Annotated in this window: 15 protein-coding genes; 3 read left to right on the top strand and 12 right to left on the bottom strand. The window is 72.3% G+C overall.

Going from position 1 to position 16954, the window contains the following annotated elements; genetic code table 11:
• Positions 1-16: 16 nt before the first annotated feature.
• The 12 genes from ACZ3KP_RS38800 to ACZ3KP_RS38745 form a co-directional block, all read right to left on the bottom strand.
• Positions 17-1588 carry a phytoene desaturase family protein gene (locus tag ACZ3KP_RS38800; protein ID WP_467505598.1) on the bottom strand — a complete coding sequence of 524 codons (1572 nt, stop codon included), beginning with the start codon at positions 1586-1588 and terminating at the stop codon, positions 17-19.
• Positions 1589-1680: 92 nt separating this feature from the next.
• Positions 1681-4014 carry a serine/threonine-protein kinase gene (locus ACZ3KP_RS38795; RefSeq protein WP_467505597.1) on the bottom strand — a complete coding sequence of 778 codons (2334 nt, stop codon included), beginning with the start codon at positions 4012-4014 and terminating at the stop codon, positions 1681-1683.
• A 109-nt stretch (positions 4015-4123) separates the two neighbouring features.
• The gene (locus tag ACZ3KP_RS38790; RefSeq protein ID WP_358982457.1) at positions 4124-4969 is read right to left on the bottom strand and encodes an oxygenase MpaB family protein; all 846 of its coding nucleotides are present in this window, start codon (positions 4967-4969) and stop codon (positions 4124-4126) included.
• 100 nt (positions 4970-5069) lie between these two features.
• Positions 5070-6884, bottom strand: coding sequence for an FAD-dependent oxidoreductase (locus ACZ3KP_RS38785; protein WP_467505594.1), 1815 nt, complete (start codon positions 6882-6884; stop codon positions 5070-5072).
• Positions 6884-7147, bottom strand: coding sequence for a UBP-type zinc finger domain-containing protein (locus ACZ3KP_RS38780; RefSeq protein ID WP_355150821.1), 264 nt, complete (start codon positions 7145-7147; stop codon positions 6884-6886). Before ACZ3KP_RS38780 ends, ACZ3KP_RS38785 begins: the two co-directional genes overlap by 1 nt.
• A 5-nt stretch (positions 7148-7152) precedes the next feature.
• Positions 7153-7599: a thioredoxin gene (gene trxA / locus ACZ3KP_RS38775; RefSeq protein WP_467505592.1), complete on the bottom strand. Its 447-nt coding sequence runs from the start codon at positions 7597-7599 to the stop codon at positions 7153-7155.
• Positions 7596-10235, bottom strand: a complete 2640-nt coding sequence (gene clpB / locus ACZ3KP_RS38770) for an ATP-dependent chaperone ClpB (protein WP_467505590.1) — start codon at positions 10233-10235, stop codon at positions 7596-7598. The genes trxA and clpB overlap by 4 nt, the downstream gene beginning before the upstream one ends.
• Entirely contained in the window at positions 10226-10600 is a 375-nt protein-coding gene (locus tag ACZ3KP_RS38765) for a chaperone modulator CbpM (RefSeq protein WP_467505588.1), read from the bottom strand. Before ACZ3KP_RS38765 ends, clpB begins: the two co-directional genes overlap by 10 nt.
• Entirely contained in the window at positions 10597-11535 is a 939-nt protein-coding gene (locus tag ACZ3KP_RS38760; RefSeq protein ID WP_467505586.1) for a DnaJ C-terminal domain-containing protein, read from the bottom strand. The genes ACZ3KP_RS38765 and ACZ3KP_RS38760 overlap by 4 nt, the downstream gene beginning before the upstream one ends.
• 6 nt (positions 11536-11541) lie before the next feature.
• Positions 11542-12126 (bottom strand): nucleotide exchange factor GrpE, encoded by a 585-nt coding sequence (locus tag ACZ3KP_RS38755; protein ID WP_467505585.1) that lies wholly within the window; start codon positions 12124-12126, stop codon positions 11542-11544.
• A gap of 10 nt (positions 12127-12136) precedes the next feature.
• Positions 12137-14041, bottom strand: coding sequence for a molecular chaperone DnaK (gene dnaK / locus ACZ3KP_RS38750; protein ID WP_467505584.1), 1905 nt, complete (start codon positions 14039-14041; stop codon positions 12137-12139).
• Between the two features lie 96 nt (positions 14042-14137).
• Positions 14138-14650, bottom strand: a complete 513-nt coding sequence (locus ACZ3KP_RS38745; protein ID WP_467505582.1) for a YflT domain-containing protein — start codon at positions 14648-14650, stop codon at positions 14138-14140.
• A 403-nt stretch (positions 14651-15053) separates the two neighbouring features.
• On the opposite strand from ACZ3KP_RS38745, the gene ACZ3KP_RS38740 reads away from it, so the two are divergent.
• From ACZ3KP_RS38740 to ACZ3KP_RS38730, 3 genes are all read left to right on the top strand, one after another.
• Positions 15054-15716: an SDR family oxidoreductase gene (locus ACZ3KP_RS38740; RefSeq protein WP_467505580.1), complete on the top strand. Its 663-nt coding sequence runs from the start codon at positions 15054-15056 to the stop codon at positions 15714-15716.
• Between the two features lie 155 nt (positions 15717-15871).
• Positions 15872-16036, top strand: coding sequence for a hypothetical protein (locus ACZ3KP_RS38735; protein WP_358982439.1), 165 nt, complete (start codon positions 15872-15874; stop codon positions 16034-16036).
• A gap of 570 nt (positions 16037-16606) precedes the next feature.
• The gene (locus ACZ3KP_RS38730) at positions 16607-16828 is read left to right on the top strand and encodes a hypothetical protein (protein WP_467505578.1); all 222 of its coding nucleotides are present in this window, start codon (positions 16607-16609) and stop codon (positions 16826-16828) included.
• The last annotated feature ends 126 nt before the right edge of the window (positions 16829-16954 follow it).

The following is a 16954-nucleotide window of genomic DNA, read 5'->3' as shown; positions in this document are numbered from 1 at the left end:
ATGCTCCGTCAGTTTTTCAGTCCCGGCCGCGCTCCAGCAGCGCCATCGCCGCGTTGTGGCCCGGCACCCCGCTCACCCCTCCCCCGCGGACCGCCCCCGCCCCGCACAGCAGGACGTTGGGGTGCTGCGTCTCGACGCCCCAGCGGCCGGTGCCTTCCTGGGCGTAGGGCCAGGAGAGGTCGCGGTGGAAGATGTTGCCGCCGGGGAGACGGAGGTCGCGTTCCAGGTCGAGGGGGGTCTTCGCCTCGATACAGGGACGGCCGTCCGCGTCGAGAGCGAGGCAGTCGGTGAGGGGTTCGGCGAGGTGGGCGTCGAGCTGGGCGACGGTGGACCTGAGGAGTTCGGCACGCACGGCGTCGTGGTCGGCGGTGAAGAGCCGGGCGGGGGTGTGCAGGCCGAAGAGGGTGAGCGTCTGGTAGCCGCGCTGGACGAGGTCGCGGCCGAGGATGGTGGGGTCGGTCAGGGAGTGGCAGTAGATCTCCGAGGGCGGGGCGGTGGGGAGCCGGCCGGCCGCCGCCTCGGCGTGCGCGGCGGCCAGTTGCTGGTAGCCCTCGGCGATGTGGAAGGTGCCGGCGAACGCCTCGCGCGGGTCCACGGCGGTGTCGCGCAGCCTGGGCAGCCGCTTGAGCAGCATGTTGACCTTGAGCTGGGCGCCCTCGGCGGGCTCCGGCGCCGGGTCGCCGGTGAGGGCGGCGAGCTCCTGCGGGGACGCGTTCACCAGCACGTCGCGGGCGCCGACGACGCCCTCGCCGTCGGCGGTGCGGTAGGCGACCTCGGCGGTCCGGCCGTCGGTCTCGATCCGCACCGCCTCGTGTCCGGTGGCGAGCACCGCGCCCGCCGAGCGCGCGGCGGCGGCCAGCGCGTCGGTGAGGGCGCCCATGCCCCCGACCGGTACGTCCCAGGCTCCCGTGCCGCCGCCGATGACGTGGTACAGGAAGCAGCGGTTCTGCCGCAGCGAGGGGTCGTGGGCGTCGGCGAAGGTACCGATCAGCGCGTCGGTGAGGACGACCCCGCGCACCAGGTCGTCGGTGAAGTTCTCCTCGATCGCGACGCCGATGGGCTCCTCGAACAGCGTCCGCCAGGCCGTCTCGTCGTCGATCCGGCGGCGCAGCTCGTCCCGGGTGGGCAGCGGTTCGGTGAGGGTGGGGAAGACCCGCTCGGCGACCTGGCCCGTCATGCCGTAGAACCGCCGCCAGGCCCGGTACTCCTCCTTGCCGCCGGTCAGCCGTTCGAAGGCCTCGCGGATCCGCCGCTCACCGCCGCCGACCAGCAGTCCGGTCGGCCGGCCGGCCCGCTCCACGGGCGTGTACGACGAGATGGTGCGGCCCCGGACGCGGAAGTCCAGGCCGAGGTCGCGGACGATCTTCCTGGGCAGCAGGCTGACCAGGTAGGAGTAGCGCGAGAGCTTGGCGTCGACCCCTGCGAAGGGGCGGGTGGAGACGGCTGCGCCGCCGGTGCGGCCGAGTCGCTCCAGTACGAGTACGGAGCGGCCGGCCTTGGCCAGGTAGGCCGCTGCGACCAGGCCGTTGTGGCCGCCGCCGACGATGACTGTGTCGTAGGTCCGGGACGCTTCGGTGGCAGGGGGCATGGTTCTTCGTAACACGTGATGATCTAGGCGGGTAAGAGGCGTGCCGGTCCGTTCCACGGCCGGGTTCGGTTCGCGGGTGCGGGCGGGGTGCGTCACCGGCCTCGGCCGGAGGCCTGCTGCTGACGCAGTACCGCCACCCGCCGGTACAGCTCGACCGCCTCGGCGCCCCGGCCCAGTTGCTCCAGGCAGTGCGCCTCGTCGTTGCGGCTGGCCAGGGTGTCGGGGTGGTCGGGGCCCAGCACCCGCTCCCGGGCCACGGCCACCCGGCGGTACTCGGTCAGGGCGTCCGGCCAGCGGCCCAGCCAGCCGAGGCTCACGGCCACCTCGCGGCGGCTGACGAGGGTGTCGGGGTGGTCCGGGCCGAGGACGCGCTCCCGGATCGCGCAGACGTCACGGGACTCGGCGAGGGCCTCCTCCCAGCGGCCCTGGCGGCCGAGGTTGACGCCGAGTCCGTGGCGGGCGCGCAGGGTCTCGGGGTGGGCCGGGCCCTGGACGCGGGTGCGGTCGTCGATCAGGGCGCGGTAGAGCGTGAGCGCGTCCGCGCTGCGGCCCAGGCGCCCCAGGCTGATGCCGACCTCGTAGCGGGCGGCGAGGGTGTCGGGGTGGTCGGGGCCGAGGGTCCGGGCGCGTGCCTCGGCGACCTCGCGGTAGGTCCCGAGGGCCTCCTCCCAACGGCCCAGCTGGCCCAGCGCGTAGGCGACTTCGTAGCGGGTGACCAGGGTGTCCGGGTGCTCCGGGCCCAGCACCCGGGCGCGGGCCGCGGCCACCTCCTGGGCCATCCGGTACGAGTCCTCCAGCCGGCCCAGTCTGCTGAGGTTGAAGGCGAGGTTGTGGCGGCAGCGCAGGGTGTCGGGATGGTCCGGGCCCATCAGCCGCTGCCGGGCCGCGAGTACCGCCGCGTACACCTGGTGGGCGTCGAAGTGGCGGCCCAGCTGGCCGAGTACGTAGGCCGTTTCCTGCCGGGCGGCGAGGGTGTCCGGGTGGTCGGGGCCGAGCACGCGCTCCCGGGCCCCGGCGACCTCGGTGTACTCGCGCAGGGCTTCGGCGGCGCGGCCGGTGCGGCTGAGGGTGAAGGCGGTCTCGTAGCGGCTGGCGAGGGTGTCGGGATGGTCGGCGCCGAGGAGGTGGGCGCGTTCGGCGGCGACCGCGCGGTGGATCCGGCCGGCCTCCGCCCAGCGTCCGAGCCGGCCGAGGCCGAGCCCGGCGTTGTGGCGGCCGGCGAGGGCGGCGACGGACCCCGGGGGCGGGACAGGGGCGGGCCCCGGGGGCAGCACGGGAGCGGGCCCCGGGGGCGGCACGGGAGCGGAGCCCGGAGGCAAGGCGGACGCGGAGCCCGGGGGCGGCACCCAGGCGCCGGCCGGCGGCGGGACGGCGGCGGCGGTGGCCGGGCGGGCGATCCACTCACCGGTGAGTCCGGCGCCCGGGTCGGGCGGGGTGCTGCTCAGGGTGGTGCCGGCCGCCTTGTGGCCGGTGGTCATGCCACGCGTCCAGGGGGGCAGCCGGGTCTCCCGGGGCCCCGGCTGGGGAGTCCGGAGCCCGGGCCGCGGGGTGACGACGGTGGGGACGTACGTGGGGGTGGTGCGCCCGGAGGTGATCCGGCGGCCCAGCTCCCGGGCGTCGTACGGGCGTTGCTCCGGGCGTTTGGCGAGCAGGTCGAGGATCACCTGCTCGAACCAGCCGGGCAGTTCCGAGCGGTGGGTGCGCGGCGGGACGGGCCGGGTGTCGCGGTGGCCGACGAGGATGGCCCAGGCGTCGTCCAGGTCGAACGGCGGTGCGCCGGTGGCGATCTCGTACAGCACGCAGCCCAGCGAGTACAGGTCGCTGCGCGGATCGACCTCGGTGCCGCCGATCTGTTCCGGCGACATGTAGTGCGGGGTGCCCATGGCGATGCCGGTGCCGGTCAGCCGGGAGGTGAAGCCGATGTCGTGGCCGAGGCGGGCGATGCCGAAGTCGCAGAGTTTCACCGTGCCGTCGGTCAGCCGCATGATGTTGGCGGGTTTGAGGTCCCGGTGCACGATGCCCCGCTGGTGGGTGTAGGCGAGGGCGGCGGCGACCTGCTCGGCGATGTCGACGACGTCCCCGACGGGCAGCGGATGGTGCTTGTTGTCCTCCAGGAGCCGGCTGAGGTCACGGCCGTCGAGCAGCTCCATCACCAGGTAGAGGACGCCGTCGGACTCGCCGAAGTCGTGGACGACGGTGACCCCGCGGTGCGAGAGCCCGGCGGCCACCCGCGCCTCGCGGCGGAACCGCTCGCGCAGCACGCGGGTGAACGCCTGGTCGTGGTGCGGGCCGAGTGGTTTGAGGCACTTCACGGCGACCTGCCGGCCGAGGGACTCGTCGCGGGCCCGCCACACCTCGCCCATCCCGCCCCGCCCGATCAGGTCGAGCAGCCGGTACCTCCCCTGGACCAGCCTGCTGTCCGCCATCGCGCGCCGTCGCCCCCCGTCGCCTCCAGCTCCGCCCGTTCCCGGCCGTAACGGTGCGACCGCGCCGAACCGGCCGAATCCGGGCCCCCTGGTCGACCAGTATGGCGGTCTAGGAGCCGACTTTGTACGGTGCCGGGCGCGCGGCCGGGCCGAGCCTCGCCATGGCCCGCAGGATGTGTTTGGGCGGGAGTTGCCAGCGCAGACGTGCGGGAACACAGCGCAAGGCGGTGCCGGTGGCACGCAGTCGCCGGGTGACGACGGCGGGTTCGGGGGCCGGGGCGCCGTACAACTCGTGGGCGTACGGCGGCAGAGCGGCGTACGCCAGGTGGGCCACGCGCCGCCACAGCACCTCGCGCGCCGGTATCAGCAGCGGGTGCGTCGGCGGCCGGCGCAGGAAGTCGTACACGTCGCGCGCGTCGGCCCCGGCGGCGAGCAGCGGGCGGGTCCTCTCGAAGTAGGCGGCCAGCTCCTCCCGGTCGGCGGGGACGGTCGCGGGGTCGAGGCCGACCAGGCGGGCGCTGACCCGGTGTTCGGCGAGGTAGCGGTCGGCCTGGGCGTCGGTGAGCGGGAAGCCGGAGCGGCGGACCACGTGCAGGTACGAGTCGATCTCCGCACAGTGCACCCACAGGAGCAGTTCGGGTTCGTCCACGCCGTAGCGCTCGCCGGTGTCGGGGTCGGTCGCGCCGAGCATGCTGTGGACCTTCCGGATCCGGGCCCCGGCCCGCTCGGCGGCCTCCGTGGTGCCGTAGGTCGTGGTGCCGACGAAGTTCGCGGTCCGCATCAGGCGGCCCCAGGCGTCCCGCCGGAAGTCGGAGTTCTCCATCACCCCGCGGACCGCCCGCGGGTGCAGGGCCTGGAGGTAAAGCGCGCGGATCCCGGCGACCCACATCATGGGGTCGCCGTGCAGTTGCCAGGTCACGGAGGCCGGGGTGAACAGCCCGGGGTCGGCACCCATGCGGGCAGTGTGACCGAGAACGGCAGGTGACACCAGGCCATGTTCGCGACCAGTGGTCCGGCAGGCCGCCACCGCGGTGGCGGGACGGGTGCGCCATTCGTCAGGCGAGCCATGCGGACTCCTTGTGGCGTACGCGTGGGGAGACGTCCGAGTGGCCCGCGACAGCCGACGTGCCCGTGGTGCCGGGTACGGCCGAGTGCCCCAGGTGCCGGTGCACGAAGTGGATGGCCATGGCGCCCTCACCGGCCGCGGAGGCCACCCGCTTCACCGAGCCGCTGCGGACGTCCCCTACCGCGAACACCCCGGGCAGGCTGGTCTCCAGGGTCATGCACGAGCGCCCGCGGCCGTGCCACACCTCGGGGGAGGTGCAGGCTTCCTGGGCCTCCGGCCCGGTGAGGACGAAGCCGCGGGAGTCGAGGGCGAGGGTGCCTGCGAGCCACTCGGTGTGGGGTTCGGCGCCGGTGAAGACGAACAGGCTCCGTATCGCGAGCCGGCGGTGCCCGCCCGTGCGGTTGTCGACCACGTCGAGCTCCTCCAGCACCTCCTGGCCGATGACCTCGGTGACCTCGGTGTGCAGCATGACCTCCACCCGCGGATGGCGCTCGACCTGGTCGATCAGGTAGCGGGACATGTTGGCCTCAAGGCTGGGTCCTCGGACCAGCAGGTACACCTTCGGCGCGTACCCGGCGAGGAACAGCACCGCCTGGCCCGCCGAGTTGCCTCCGCCGACGACGGCCACCGGGTCGGTGCGGCACTGCTGGGCCTCGTAGACGGTCGCCGAGTAGTGCACGCTCGTTCCCTCCAGGCGTTCGATGCCGGGCACCCGGAGCCGGCGGTAGCGGGCGCCCATGGCCAGGACGACGGCGCGGGCGGCTATCTCACTGCCGTCGGCGAACGCCACCACGTAGTGGTCCTCGTCCTTGGCGTGGAGACCGGTCGCCTCCAGCGGAAGGCTGATCCTGGCGCCGAACTTGTCGGCCTGGAGCACGGCGCGTTCGGTGAGTTCGGCGCCGGAGATGCCGGAGGGGAAGCCGAGCAGGTTCTCGATGCGGGACGACGTGCCGGCCTGGCCGCCGGTGGCCATCGCCTCCACCACCGTGGTGCTCAGGCCCTCGGAGGCGGCGTACACCGCGGCAGCCAGGCCGGCGGGTCCGGAACCCACGATGAGGACGTCGCCGTGACGGTTCCCGGCGGGCAGTGACGGCAGGCCGATGAGCCGGGCCAGTTCCGCGTTGCTGGGGTTGCGCAGCAGGGTGGTGTCCCGCCAGATGACGAGGGGTGTCTCCGCCGGGCCGACACCGAAGCGGCGCAGCAGTTCCTCGGCCTCCTCGTCGGTCTCCAGGTCGATCCAGCGGTGCGGCAGCCGGTTGCGGACGGCGAACTCGCGCAGCCGTCTGGTGTCGGGCGAGTAGCGCGAGCCGACGATGCGGAAGCCGGCGCCCTGTCCGACGAGCAGCGCGCGACGGCCCAGACAGGCGCGCAGCACGGTGTCCCCGATGGTGGGGTCCTGGGACACCAGGTGGCGCAACTGGTCCAGGGAGAGGACGAGCACCTCGCCCGGCTCTCTGGCGACAGCGGTGTAGAAGGCCACTTGTCCGTGCAGCAGGCCGAGTTCGCCGATGAAGCGACCGGGGCCGTGCACGCGCAGCAGGTGTTCCTCGGGAGTGCCGTAGTCCTCGAGGACGGCGACGGAACCGCTGAGGACGACGTAGAACGTCTCGCAGCGCTCTCCCTCCCGGATCAGCACGTCGCCCGGAGCCATGCTCCGGCGTTGCCCGTGCTCCGCCAGACGTGCGGTCTGGTCCTCCGTGAGGCGCGGATACGCACCGTAGATGTCCGGGGTCTCCCAGAAGGCGGCCTCGTCCGCGTTCTCCGGCACCGGTTCCTCGCCCGGCGGCGACTGGTCGCCGGACATCAGACGAACGCCTCGTGGACGTAGCACCAGCGCCAGTCCTCGCCGGGCTGGAAGGACTGCACGATCGGGTGGGCGACGGCAGCCGCGTGCTTGCGGGCGTGCTTGTTCGGCGAGGAGTCACAGCAGCCGACGTGCCCGCAGGTCAGGCAGAGCCTCAGGTGGACCCACGGGGAGCCGAGCATCAGACACTCCTGACACCCTTCTGGGGTCAGCGGCTGGACCGGCCGGACGAGCGCGAGGTGGGGGTCTGCGTGCAGGGTCATCCGGATCACCCTTTCCGGGCGGTGAGCGACTGTTCCACCCACTGGCGCAGCGCGGGGGCGGGCGCCGCCCCCGCTTGCCGGGCGACCGTCTCGCCCCGGTCGAGGATCAGCAGGGTCGGTACGGCCTGCACCTCGAAGCGCTGCGCCAGTCGCGGGTTCTTGTCGATGTCGACCTTGACGAGTTTGATGCGGCCGGCGAGATCGGTGGCGACCTTCTCCAGTGCCGGGCTGACCATGCGGCAGGGGCCGCACCAGGTGGCCCACAGGTCGACCACGACGGGGATGTCGGCCCGCTCGACGACCTCGGTGAAGTCGTCGTCGCCCGCGTCCACCAGCCACGGCAGGGGCTGCTTGCAGTGGCCGCACCTGGGGCGGCCCTCCGCGGCCGCGGGCACCCGGTTGGTGCGCCCGCAGTGGGGACACCTGACGGTCGTCGCGTGCATCGTGCTCATGCCGCCCGCGCTCCCTTCACGTCCTCGGGCTGGTCGTAGGTGACGACCAGTTCTCCGTGTTCGGCGTCGACGCGGACCGTCGCGCCGTCCTGGACGTCACCGCGCAGCAGGGCACGGCCGATCATCGTCTCGACCTCGTGGGAGATGTAGCGGCGCAGCGGCCGGGCCCCGTACACCGGGTCGTAGCCCTGGTGGGCGATCACCTCCCGGGCTGCTTCGGTGAGTTCGACGGTGATGCGGCGTTCGGCGAGCCGGCGGCGCAGCTCGTCGAACTGCAGCTCCACGATCCGCTCGATCTGCCGCTCACCGAGCGGCTTGAACAGCACGATGTCGTCGACGCGGTTGAGGAACTCCGGGCGGAAGTGCCCACGCAGCTCGCCCATCACCAGGGCGCGGGCGTCCGGCTTGATCTCGCCCTCGGCGGTGGCGCCGTCGAGGAGGTACTCGGAGCCGATGTTGGACGTCATGATGATCACGGTGTTGCGGAAGTCGACGGTGCGGCCCTGGGAGTCGGTGATGCGGCCGTCGTCGAGGACCTGGAGCAGGGTGTTGAAGACGTCGGTGTGCGCCTTCTCGATCTCGTCGAACAGCACGACCGAGTACGGCTTGCGGCGTACGGCCTCGGTGAGCTGGCCGCCTTCCTCGTAGCCGACGTATCCGGGCGGTGCGCCCACGAGCCGGCTGACGGTGTGCCGCTCCTGGTACTCGCTCATGTCGAGGCGGACCATGTTCTCCTCGGAGTCGAACAGGGCCGCCGCGAGGGTCTTGGCCAGCTCGGTCTTCCCGACACCGGTGGGGCCGAGGAAGATGAACGAGCCGATGGGGCGGCGCGGGTCGCGGATGCCGGAGCGGGCGCGGATGATGGCGTCGGCGACGAGTTTGACGGCCTCGTCCTGGCCGATGACGCGCTCGCGCAGGATCTCGTCGAGGCGCAGCAGCTTCTCGCGTTCGCCCTCCTGGAGGCGGGCGACGGGGATGCCGGTCCAGGCGGCGACGATCTCGGCGATCTCCTCCTCGGTGACGACCTCGCGCAGCAGCCGGTTCTGCCCCTGCTTGGCGGCCAGTTGCTCCTCCTCGGCCTTCAGTCGGCGCTCCAGGTCCTGGAGGCGGCCGTAGCGGAGCTCGGCGGCGCGGTTGAGGTCGTAGGCGCGTTCGGCCTCCTCCGCCTCGAGGCGGACCTGCTCGAGTTCCTGGCGCAGCTCCTGCACGCGGCGGATGGCCTGCCGCTCGGCCTCCCACTGGGCGCGTTTGGCGTCGGCCTCGCCGCGCAGGTCGGCCAGTTCCTTGCGCAGTTCCTCCAGGCGGGCCTTGCTGGCGGCGTCCGTCTCCTTGGACAGGGCCGCCTCCTCGATCTCCAGGCGGGTGACGCGGCGGGTGATCTCGTCCAGTTCGGCGGGCATCGAGTCGATCTCGGTACGCAGCCGGGCGCACGCCTCGTCGACGAGGTCGATGGCCTTGTCGGGCAGGAACCGGTCGGTGATGTAGCGGTGGCTGAGGGTGGCCGCGGAGACCAGCGCGGTGTCCTGGATCTTCACGCCGTGGAAGACCTCCAGGCGTTCGCGCAGTCCGCGCAGGATGGAGATGGTGTCCTCCACGCTCGGCTCGTCGACCAGCACCTGCTGGAAGCGGCGTTCGAGGGCGGCGTCCTTCTCGATGTGCTTGCGGAACTCGTCGAGGGTGGTGGCGCCGATCATGTGGAGTTCGCCGCGGGCGAGCATCGGCTTGAGCATGTTGCCCGCGTCCATGGCCCCTTCGGCGGCGCCCGCGCCGACGACGGTGTGGAGTTCGTCGACGAAGAGCAGGATGCGTCCCTGGGCGGCCTTCACCTCGGCCAGGACGGCCTTGAGGCGTTCCTCGAACTCGCCGCGGTACTTGGCGCCGGCGACCAGGGAGCCCATGTCGAGGGCGAACACCGTCTTGTCGCGCAGGCCCTCGGGGACGTCGCCGCGGACGATGCGCTGGGCCAGGCCCTCGACGATGGCGGTCTTGCCGACGCCGGGATCGCCGATGAGGACGGGGTTGTTCTTGGTCTTGCGGCTGAGGATCTGGGTGACGCGGCGGATCTCCGCGTCACGGCCGATGACCGGGTCCAGCCGCCCGGACCGGGCTTCGAGGACCAGGTCGCGACCGTACTTCTCCAGCGCCTCGTAGGCGACTTCGGGGTTGGCGGAGGTGACGCGCTGGTTGCCGCGGACCTGGGTGAGCGCGCCCAGGAACGAATCCCGGGTCACGCCGTGCTCCTTGAGCAGGCGTCCGGCGGCGGTCGCCGAGCCCTCCTCGGCCAGGGCGAGCAGGAGGTGCTCCACGGACACGTACTCGTCCTTGAGCCGTTTGGCCTCCCGCTCGGCGGCATCGAGCAGGCGGGACAGGCGCTGGGTGACGAAGACCTGGCCGGGTGCCGCGCCGGGACCGGTGACCTTCGGGCGTCGGGAGAGTTCCTCGCGCACGGCCGCGCGCAGCTCCTTCGGCTCGGTGCCGGCCTGTTGCAGCAACCGGGGGATCAGACCGTCCTCCTGGTCGAGAAGCGCGAACAGCAGGTGTTCCCCGTCGACCTCGGTGTGCCCCATGCCGACGGCCGCGCTCTGGGCCTCCTGGAGGGCTTCCTGGGACTTCTGGGTGAGACGGTTCATGTCCATGGGGGTGTTTCACTCCTCGTACCGGTGCGGCGCAGGGCGGCTTCGAGCAAGCTGATGCGGTCCAGCAGGTCGATCACCAGGCCGATGGATGCGTAGTTGAGGCAGAGTCCGGTGCGCAGCCGCTGGACACGGGCCACGGCGGCCGGTGCCGTGGGTTCGAACGTCAGCCCTCCGGAGGCGTCGCGCTCGGCGTCGACCAGGCCCAGAGCGACGAACCGGCGGATGAGGTCGGGATGGACCCCGGAGCGGCGGGCCACGGTCCCCAGAGAAAGCCTGGGCACCGGCACGATCGCGTACCGGACACGTGCCGGCACGGGAGCTGTCAGCCGAGACGCCTGGCGCGCCCCGGCGCGTGGGTCACTCATCCTGTCCTCCTGGGGTCGAACGAGGAGACGGCGGCGAGCTCCTCGAACAGTGCGCGCTCCCGGTCGCTGAGCGTGGACGGCACCATGATCCGGAGTTCGGCGTAGAGGTTGCCGTTCGAGCCCCGCGGGTTCGGCATGCCCTCACCGCGCAGCCGCAGCCGCCGGCCGCTGGACGAGCCCGCGGGCACCGTGACCTTCGCCGTCGCCCCGCTCGGCGTGGGCACCGGAACCGTCGCACCCAGCGCGGCCTCCCAGGGTGTGACCGGAAGCTGCACGTACACGTCCCGGCCCTCGAGGCGGAACTGGGGGTGCGGCTGGATCCGCACCCGCAGGTACAGGTCCCCCGCGGGGGCGTCACCGTTGCTCCGGCCGCCCTCACCCGCCAGGCGGATGCGCTGCCCGTCCGTGACACCCGGCGGCACGTCGACCTCGTACCGCCGCGGCTGCCCGGAGGGCCCGGCGAGGGTGACGGTGCGGCGGCCTCCGCGATAGGCCTCCTCGACGGTGAGCGGCAGTTCGGCCTCCTGGTCGGCTCCGGGGACACGCACCCGTCCGGCGCCCCCGAAGAGCGAGCCGAACAGGTCGTCGACGTCGACGCCCTCCGCGCCGAAGCCGCTGGTGCCGTACCGGACCCGGGGGCCGCCCCCGGTGGACCAGCGGAAGCCGCCGCCCGCTCCCGCGCCGGCCCCGACCCGTTCCTCCCAGTCCTCGGGAACCTTGCGGAAGTCCTCGCCGAAGCGGTCGTAACGAGCCCGCTGGTCGGGGTCGGACAGCGCACTGAAGGCCTCGTTGATCTCCTTGAACCGTTCCTCCGCCGCGGGGTCCTTGTTGACGTCTGGGTGGTACCTGCGGGCCAGCTTGCGATAGGCCCGCTGGATCTCGTCCTTGTCGGCGTCCCGCGGGACCCCGAGAACCTCGTAGAAGTCGCGTGCCATGGCCGCTCACTCCCGCTTGGCGACGGTCACGGCGGCCGGCCTCAGCTGCCGCTCGGCCTCGCCGTAGCCGGGGCGCAGCACCTGCGCCACGGTGTTCGGTTCGGCGTCGGGGTCCTGGACCACGCCGACGACCTCGTGCCGGGAGGGGTCGAACGGGACGCCCGTCTCGGCGTGACGTTCGTAACCGAGGCGTTCGAGGATGGACACGGCCTGGTCGCGCACGGCGCGCACCCCCTCGACGATCGCCCCGGGGTCGGAGCCCGCGTGGTTCAGGGCCAGTTCGAGGTTGTCGACGACGGGAAGGAAGGCCGCGGCCGTGCGGGCGCGCTCGGCCGTGCGCTCCCGGTCCAGTTCCCTGGCGTGTCGCTTGCGCAGGTTGTCCAAGTCGGCGAGGGCACGCCGCCAGCGGTCCTCGACCTCTTTCAGCGCGGCCGCGTACTCGTCCTCGCCCCCGGTCGGACCGGTGGCCGCGTCGGGCCCCGGTTCGGCCGGTGTGGTCGGCGGCGCGGGCTCGGGCAGGTCGCCCTGCGGCGGTTGTGCGGCGCCTTCGGGTGGGCGGTCGGACGATCGGTCCTGGGGAGGGATCGGCATGGCGGGTACCTCAGCCCTTGTCGAACTCGGCGTCGATCACGTCGTCGTCGGCGCCGGCACCGCCCTGCCCGGAGGCGTCCGGCCCGGTGGTGTCCGACGGGCCACTCGCCGCCGCCGCTCCGGCCTGGTGGGCGGCGAGCCCGGCGTGGACCTGCTGGAGTTCGGAGATCAGCGGCCTGGTCTTGTCGACTCCGGCCTCGTTCTTGACCGCGTCGCGGGCCTCTGCCACCAGCATCTCGGCTCGCGCCTTCTCGTGCGCGGGCGCGGCGTCGCCCAGTTCGTTGAGACGCTTCTCGACCTGGTAGGCGATCGCGTCGAGTTCGTTGCGGGCGTCGACGGCCTCGCGCAGTGCCTGGTCCTGGCCCTGGTTGCGTTCGGCCTCCTGGACCATGCGCTCGACCTCGCCCCGGTCGAGATTGGAGCTCTCACTGATGGTGATGCCCTGTTCCTTGCCGGTGTCCTTGTCGCGCGCGCTGACGTTGAGGATGCCGTTGGCGTCCACGTCGAAAGTGACATCGACCTGGGGTTCGCCCCGCGGCGCCGGCCGGATGTCGGTGAGCTGGAACCGGCCGAGCGCCCGGTTGTCGGCGGCCCGCTCGCGCTCCCCCTGGAGGACCACCACGTCGACGGCCGGCTGGTTGTCCTCGGCGGTGGAGAAGGTTTCGCTACGGCGCACCGGGATGGTGGTGTTCCGCTCGACGATCTTCGTCATCACTCCGCCGCGCGTCTCCACTCCCAACGACAGCGGGGTGACGTCGAGCAGCAGGACATCCTTGACCTCGCCCTTGAGCACCCCGGCCTGGATCGCGGCGCCCAGCGCCACGACCTCGTCGGGGTTGACGCTCATGTTGGGTTCCTTGCCGCCGGTCAGCCGTCGCACCAGCGCCTGGACGGCGGGGATGCGGGTGGAACCGCCTACGAGGATGACCTCGTCGATGTCGTTCTCGCCGACCTTGGCGTCGGCCATGGCCTGCTGGACCGGTCCCAGGCAGCGCTCCACCAGGTCGGCGGTGATCTGCTCGAACGTGGACCGCATGATCGAGTCGGTGAGATGCTTGGGCCCGGAGGCGTCGGCGGTGATGAACGGCAGGCTGACCTGGGTCTGGGTGACGGAGCTGAGCTCGGTCTTCGCCTTCTCCGCCGCCTCGAACAGGCGTTGCAGCGCCTGCGGGTCCTTGCGCAGGTCGATGCCGTTCTCCTTCTGGAAGTCGTCCGCGAGGTGGTCGACCAGTCGCCGGTCGAAGTCGTCGCCGCCCAGATGGCTGTCGCCCGCCGTGGAACGCACCTCGACCACGCCGTCGCCGACATCGAGGATGCTCACGTCGAAGGTGCCGCCGCCCAGGTCGAAGACGAGGACGGTCTCGTGCTGCTTCTTGTCCATGCCGTACGCGAGGGCGGCCGCGGTCGGCTCGTTGATGATCCGCAGCACTTCCAGTCCGGCGATCCGTCCGGCGTCACGGGTCGCGGTGCGCTGGGCGTCGTTGAAGTAGGCGGGTACGGTGATGACCGCCTCCGTGACCCGCTCCCCCAGTTGCTTGGAGGCGTCCTCGGCGAGTTTGCGCAGCACCTGGGCGCTGATCTCCTCGGGCGCGTACAGCTTGTCACGCACCTTGAAGCGGGCCTCGCCGTTCTCTCCCGGGACGACGTCGTAGGCGACGGCCTTGGCCTCGTCGGGAACCTCGTCGAAGTGCCGGCCGATGAACCGCTTGGCCGAGTAGATGGTGCCCTTGGGGTTGAGGATCGCCTGGCGCCGGGCCAGCTGCCCCACCAGGCGCTCGCCGGTGTCGGTGAAGGCCACCACGGACGGTGTCGTGCGGTTGCCCTCGCTGTTGGGCACGACGGACGGCTCACCACCCTCCCACACGGCGATCACCGAGTTGGTGGTGCCCAGGTCGATGCCCACTGCCTTGGCCATGAGGAACTCCTTCCGCGGCGGTCGACGTCCGTCGGCGACCGTTCATCCTCCGGGCCGTGTCCGCCCGGTTCGGCACTCGTTCAGCTGGGGCCGGCGTCACTGCGCGGGCGTCGGTCCGTGGGGGGAGGCGCTCTCCGTGTTCGCATCGGGGTTGCCGGCCAGTGCGGCGATCAACCGGACGGCCTCATCGGCGACGTCCTCGTCCGCCACGACGTCGTACCGGCTGGGCTCCATCGAGCGGACCGAGGCGAAGTTCCGGCGGCCGCCCTGGGCCGCGTGCAGCAGCACTCCGAACAACGCGCCGACGACCGCTCCGAAGATCAGCCCGTACAGGGCGAGAAGCAGACCCGAGACGACCGGATTCAGCCAGTTCAGCAGCCCGAAGATCCAGCCGACGAGTACGCCGGGCAGCGCTCCGGTGGCTGCGCCGTGGAGGGCGGCACCCCCGTATCCCATTCGGCCGATCACCTGCTCGACCAGGCGCATGTCCCGACCTATGATCGCGACCTTTTGAACCGGAAAACCCTGGTCGGCGAGGTGATCGACGGCGCGTTCCGCTTCCTCGTACGTGGCGTACGAGGCAACGGCCCTGCGGGCCTGCTCGGTCATGGCCACTCCTTCCGCGTCGGGACCGCCCAGCGGTCCCGACAACCTCCAGAGTGGCTGTTCGCCCGGTCACCCCGCCTGCGCCCGGCGGGTCGAAAAGTGGCACCGGCGGTCCGTCTGCGAGGACAGGAGGCGGGGCCGCACGGGACACCGCCGTCCCCCGATGGCACGGTGCCGCCTCCTTCGACGGCACGAGGCCGGCCTTTCGCCGAAGGACGACGCGCGTCGGCCGGCGCCGCCGGATCCGCGGACGCGCCCAGACCGAGGGCCGGTGATCGGGCCGGTCGCCGCGCGCGGTGCGCGAGCGCGCCGGCGTTGCGGCAACCGGGGGACGCGACCCTCCGTGGCAGTCCCGCAGCCCGGCCTGAGCGGTACGCGAGCGGTAGCGGGTGGCATGAATGACCCCATGCACGTAGTGATCGCGGGTGGACACGGAAAGATCGCGCGCCGGCTGACCCGGCTGCTCTCGGCGCGCGGCGACAGCGTCACAGGCCTGATCCGCAACCCAGGACACGCCGACGACCTGCGCGCGGACGGCGCGGAACCGGTGGTGTGCGATCTGGAGCACGCCTCGGTGGACGAGGTGGCCGGCCACCTTCGCGGCGCCGACGCGGCACTGTTCGCCGCGGGCGCCGGCTCGGGCAGCGGCGCCGCTCGCAAGCAGACGGTGGACCGGAACGCGGCCATCCTCCTCGCCGACGCGGCCGAGCGCGCCGGGATGCGCCGCTTCCTGGTGATCTCCGCGATGGGCGTGGACAGCCCGCCGCCGGCCGGTACGGACCCGGTGTTCGCCGCCTACCTGAAGGCCAAGGCCGAGGCGGACGCCGACATCGCCTCGCGTCCGGGACTGGACTGGACGATTCTGCGCCCGGGGATGCTGACCGACGACGCCGGTAGCGGCCGCGTCCGGCTCGCCGAGCACACGGACCGCGGCCAGGTGCCTCGCGATGACGTGGCCGCGGTGCTCGCCGCCCTGCTCCACGAGCCCAGGACCGCCGGGCGCATCCTCGAGCTGATCAGCGGGCCCACCCCGATCGAGGAGACGGTGCGCGCCGTGGTCGGCGGCTGACGCCGCGCTCCGCCCTCGCACGGGTGCGGGTGGTGACTCGCCCCTCTGTCGCACATGTGGCCGGGGGCTCAGGCCGGCACGGTGAGGCCGAAGACGTCGCCTTGCGGCCTGAGGGAGGAGGATGGACGTGAGCGAAGCGACGAAGGAGGCCCGTCATGAAATCCGGAGCCCCTGATTACGACGCCTGGTACTCGCGCACACCCTCGCAGGCCGAGGGCGAGCGGGACGAGGCGGGCGAGCGCACCGCAACAGAACAGCACCCGGACGTGCCCCGGAGCGAGCCGTCCCAGGCGGAGGGTGAGCGGGGCGACGACGCCTAGCGGGACTCTGTCGGGGATCTGGGAGTTCTCCGGCGCGGCAGCACGGCCGCCGGGCATGCTCGGCGGTCGAGGTGCCCGCCTGCCGTCCAGCAGTCCATGCGGGTGCGGTGTCTCAGCCCGCCGGGGCGATTCCGACCGCCTGATCTGGTCACCGTGCACCGATGCCGGTCCCATGCCCGGAGCGCAGCCTGACATTCACCGACGGACCGGCAGCAGCCGGGCACCGCCGTAGCCCACCACGAGCCGCCCAGCCCGACCACTACCGGCTCGCTCGGTCGGCAGGCGGTTGGTGCGCATGGCCAGCGAGCCCGGACCGGCGCTGACAGGAAGGATGTGGAACATGTCCGACCGTACGGCCACCCGACCCGCGGCGTTCGTCTTCGACCTGGACGGGACACTCGTCGACCGCGTCTAACAGCACGTCATCGCCTGGCAGCAGGCGCTGAGCGAGATGGGCATCGGCCTGGCGATCTGGCGGGAGACCCCCTCGACCCGCTCAGGCACATCGACGAACTCGGCGTCCGGGACCTGTACGGCGCCTGAGTTCAACCCGAATCCAGGGGAGATCACATGCCCGGCAATGTCGAACGCGCCGCCTTGCGCGCCGCGGCTCAGGCCGCCGAACGTGTCCTCGCGAACGCCGCCGAGCAGGCCGAGAAGGCCGCCCCGCAGTCCCCGCAGGACCGGTACGCCCAGCGTGTCGCTGAGGTCGGCATGCTCACCGGCGCGTTGAGGGTCCTGCTGGACGCGGTGCGTCCCTTTACCGAGGAAGGCGAAGAAGACGGAAAGTGACCGGCGCTTTCAGCGACGCCTGCCCGGCGAAGCCCCCGGCGGGCCCCAGCAGCCACCATCCACGAAGGAAAGGATCAACGGATAAGCCGGACCGTGGGCGGGTACGCGGCATGTCGCTCGATTCTC

It is taken from the genome of Streptomyces sp. NPDC020958 (genome assembly GCF_055562175.1).
Note: the sequence above shows the minus strand (reverse complement) of the source record. Positions and strands in the feature narration are given on the sequence as shown.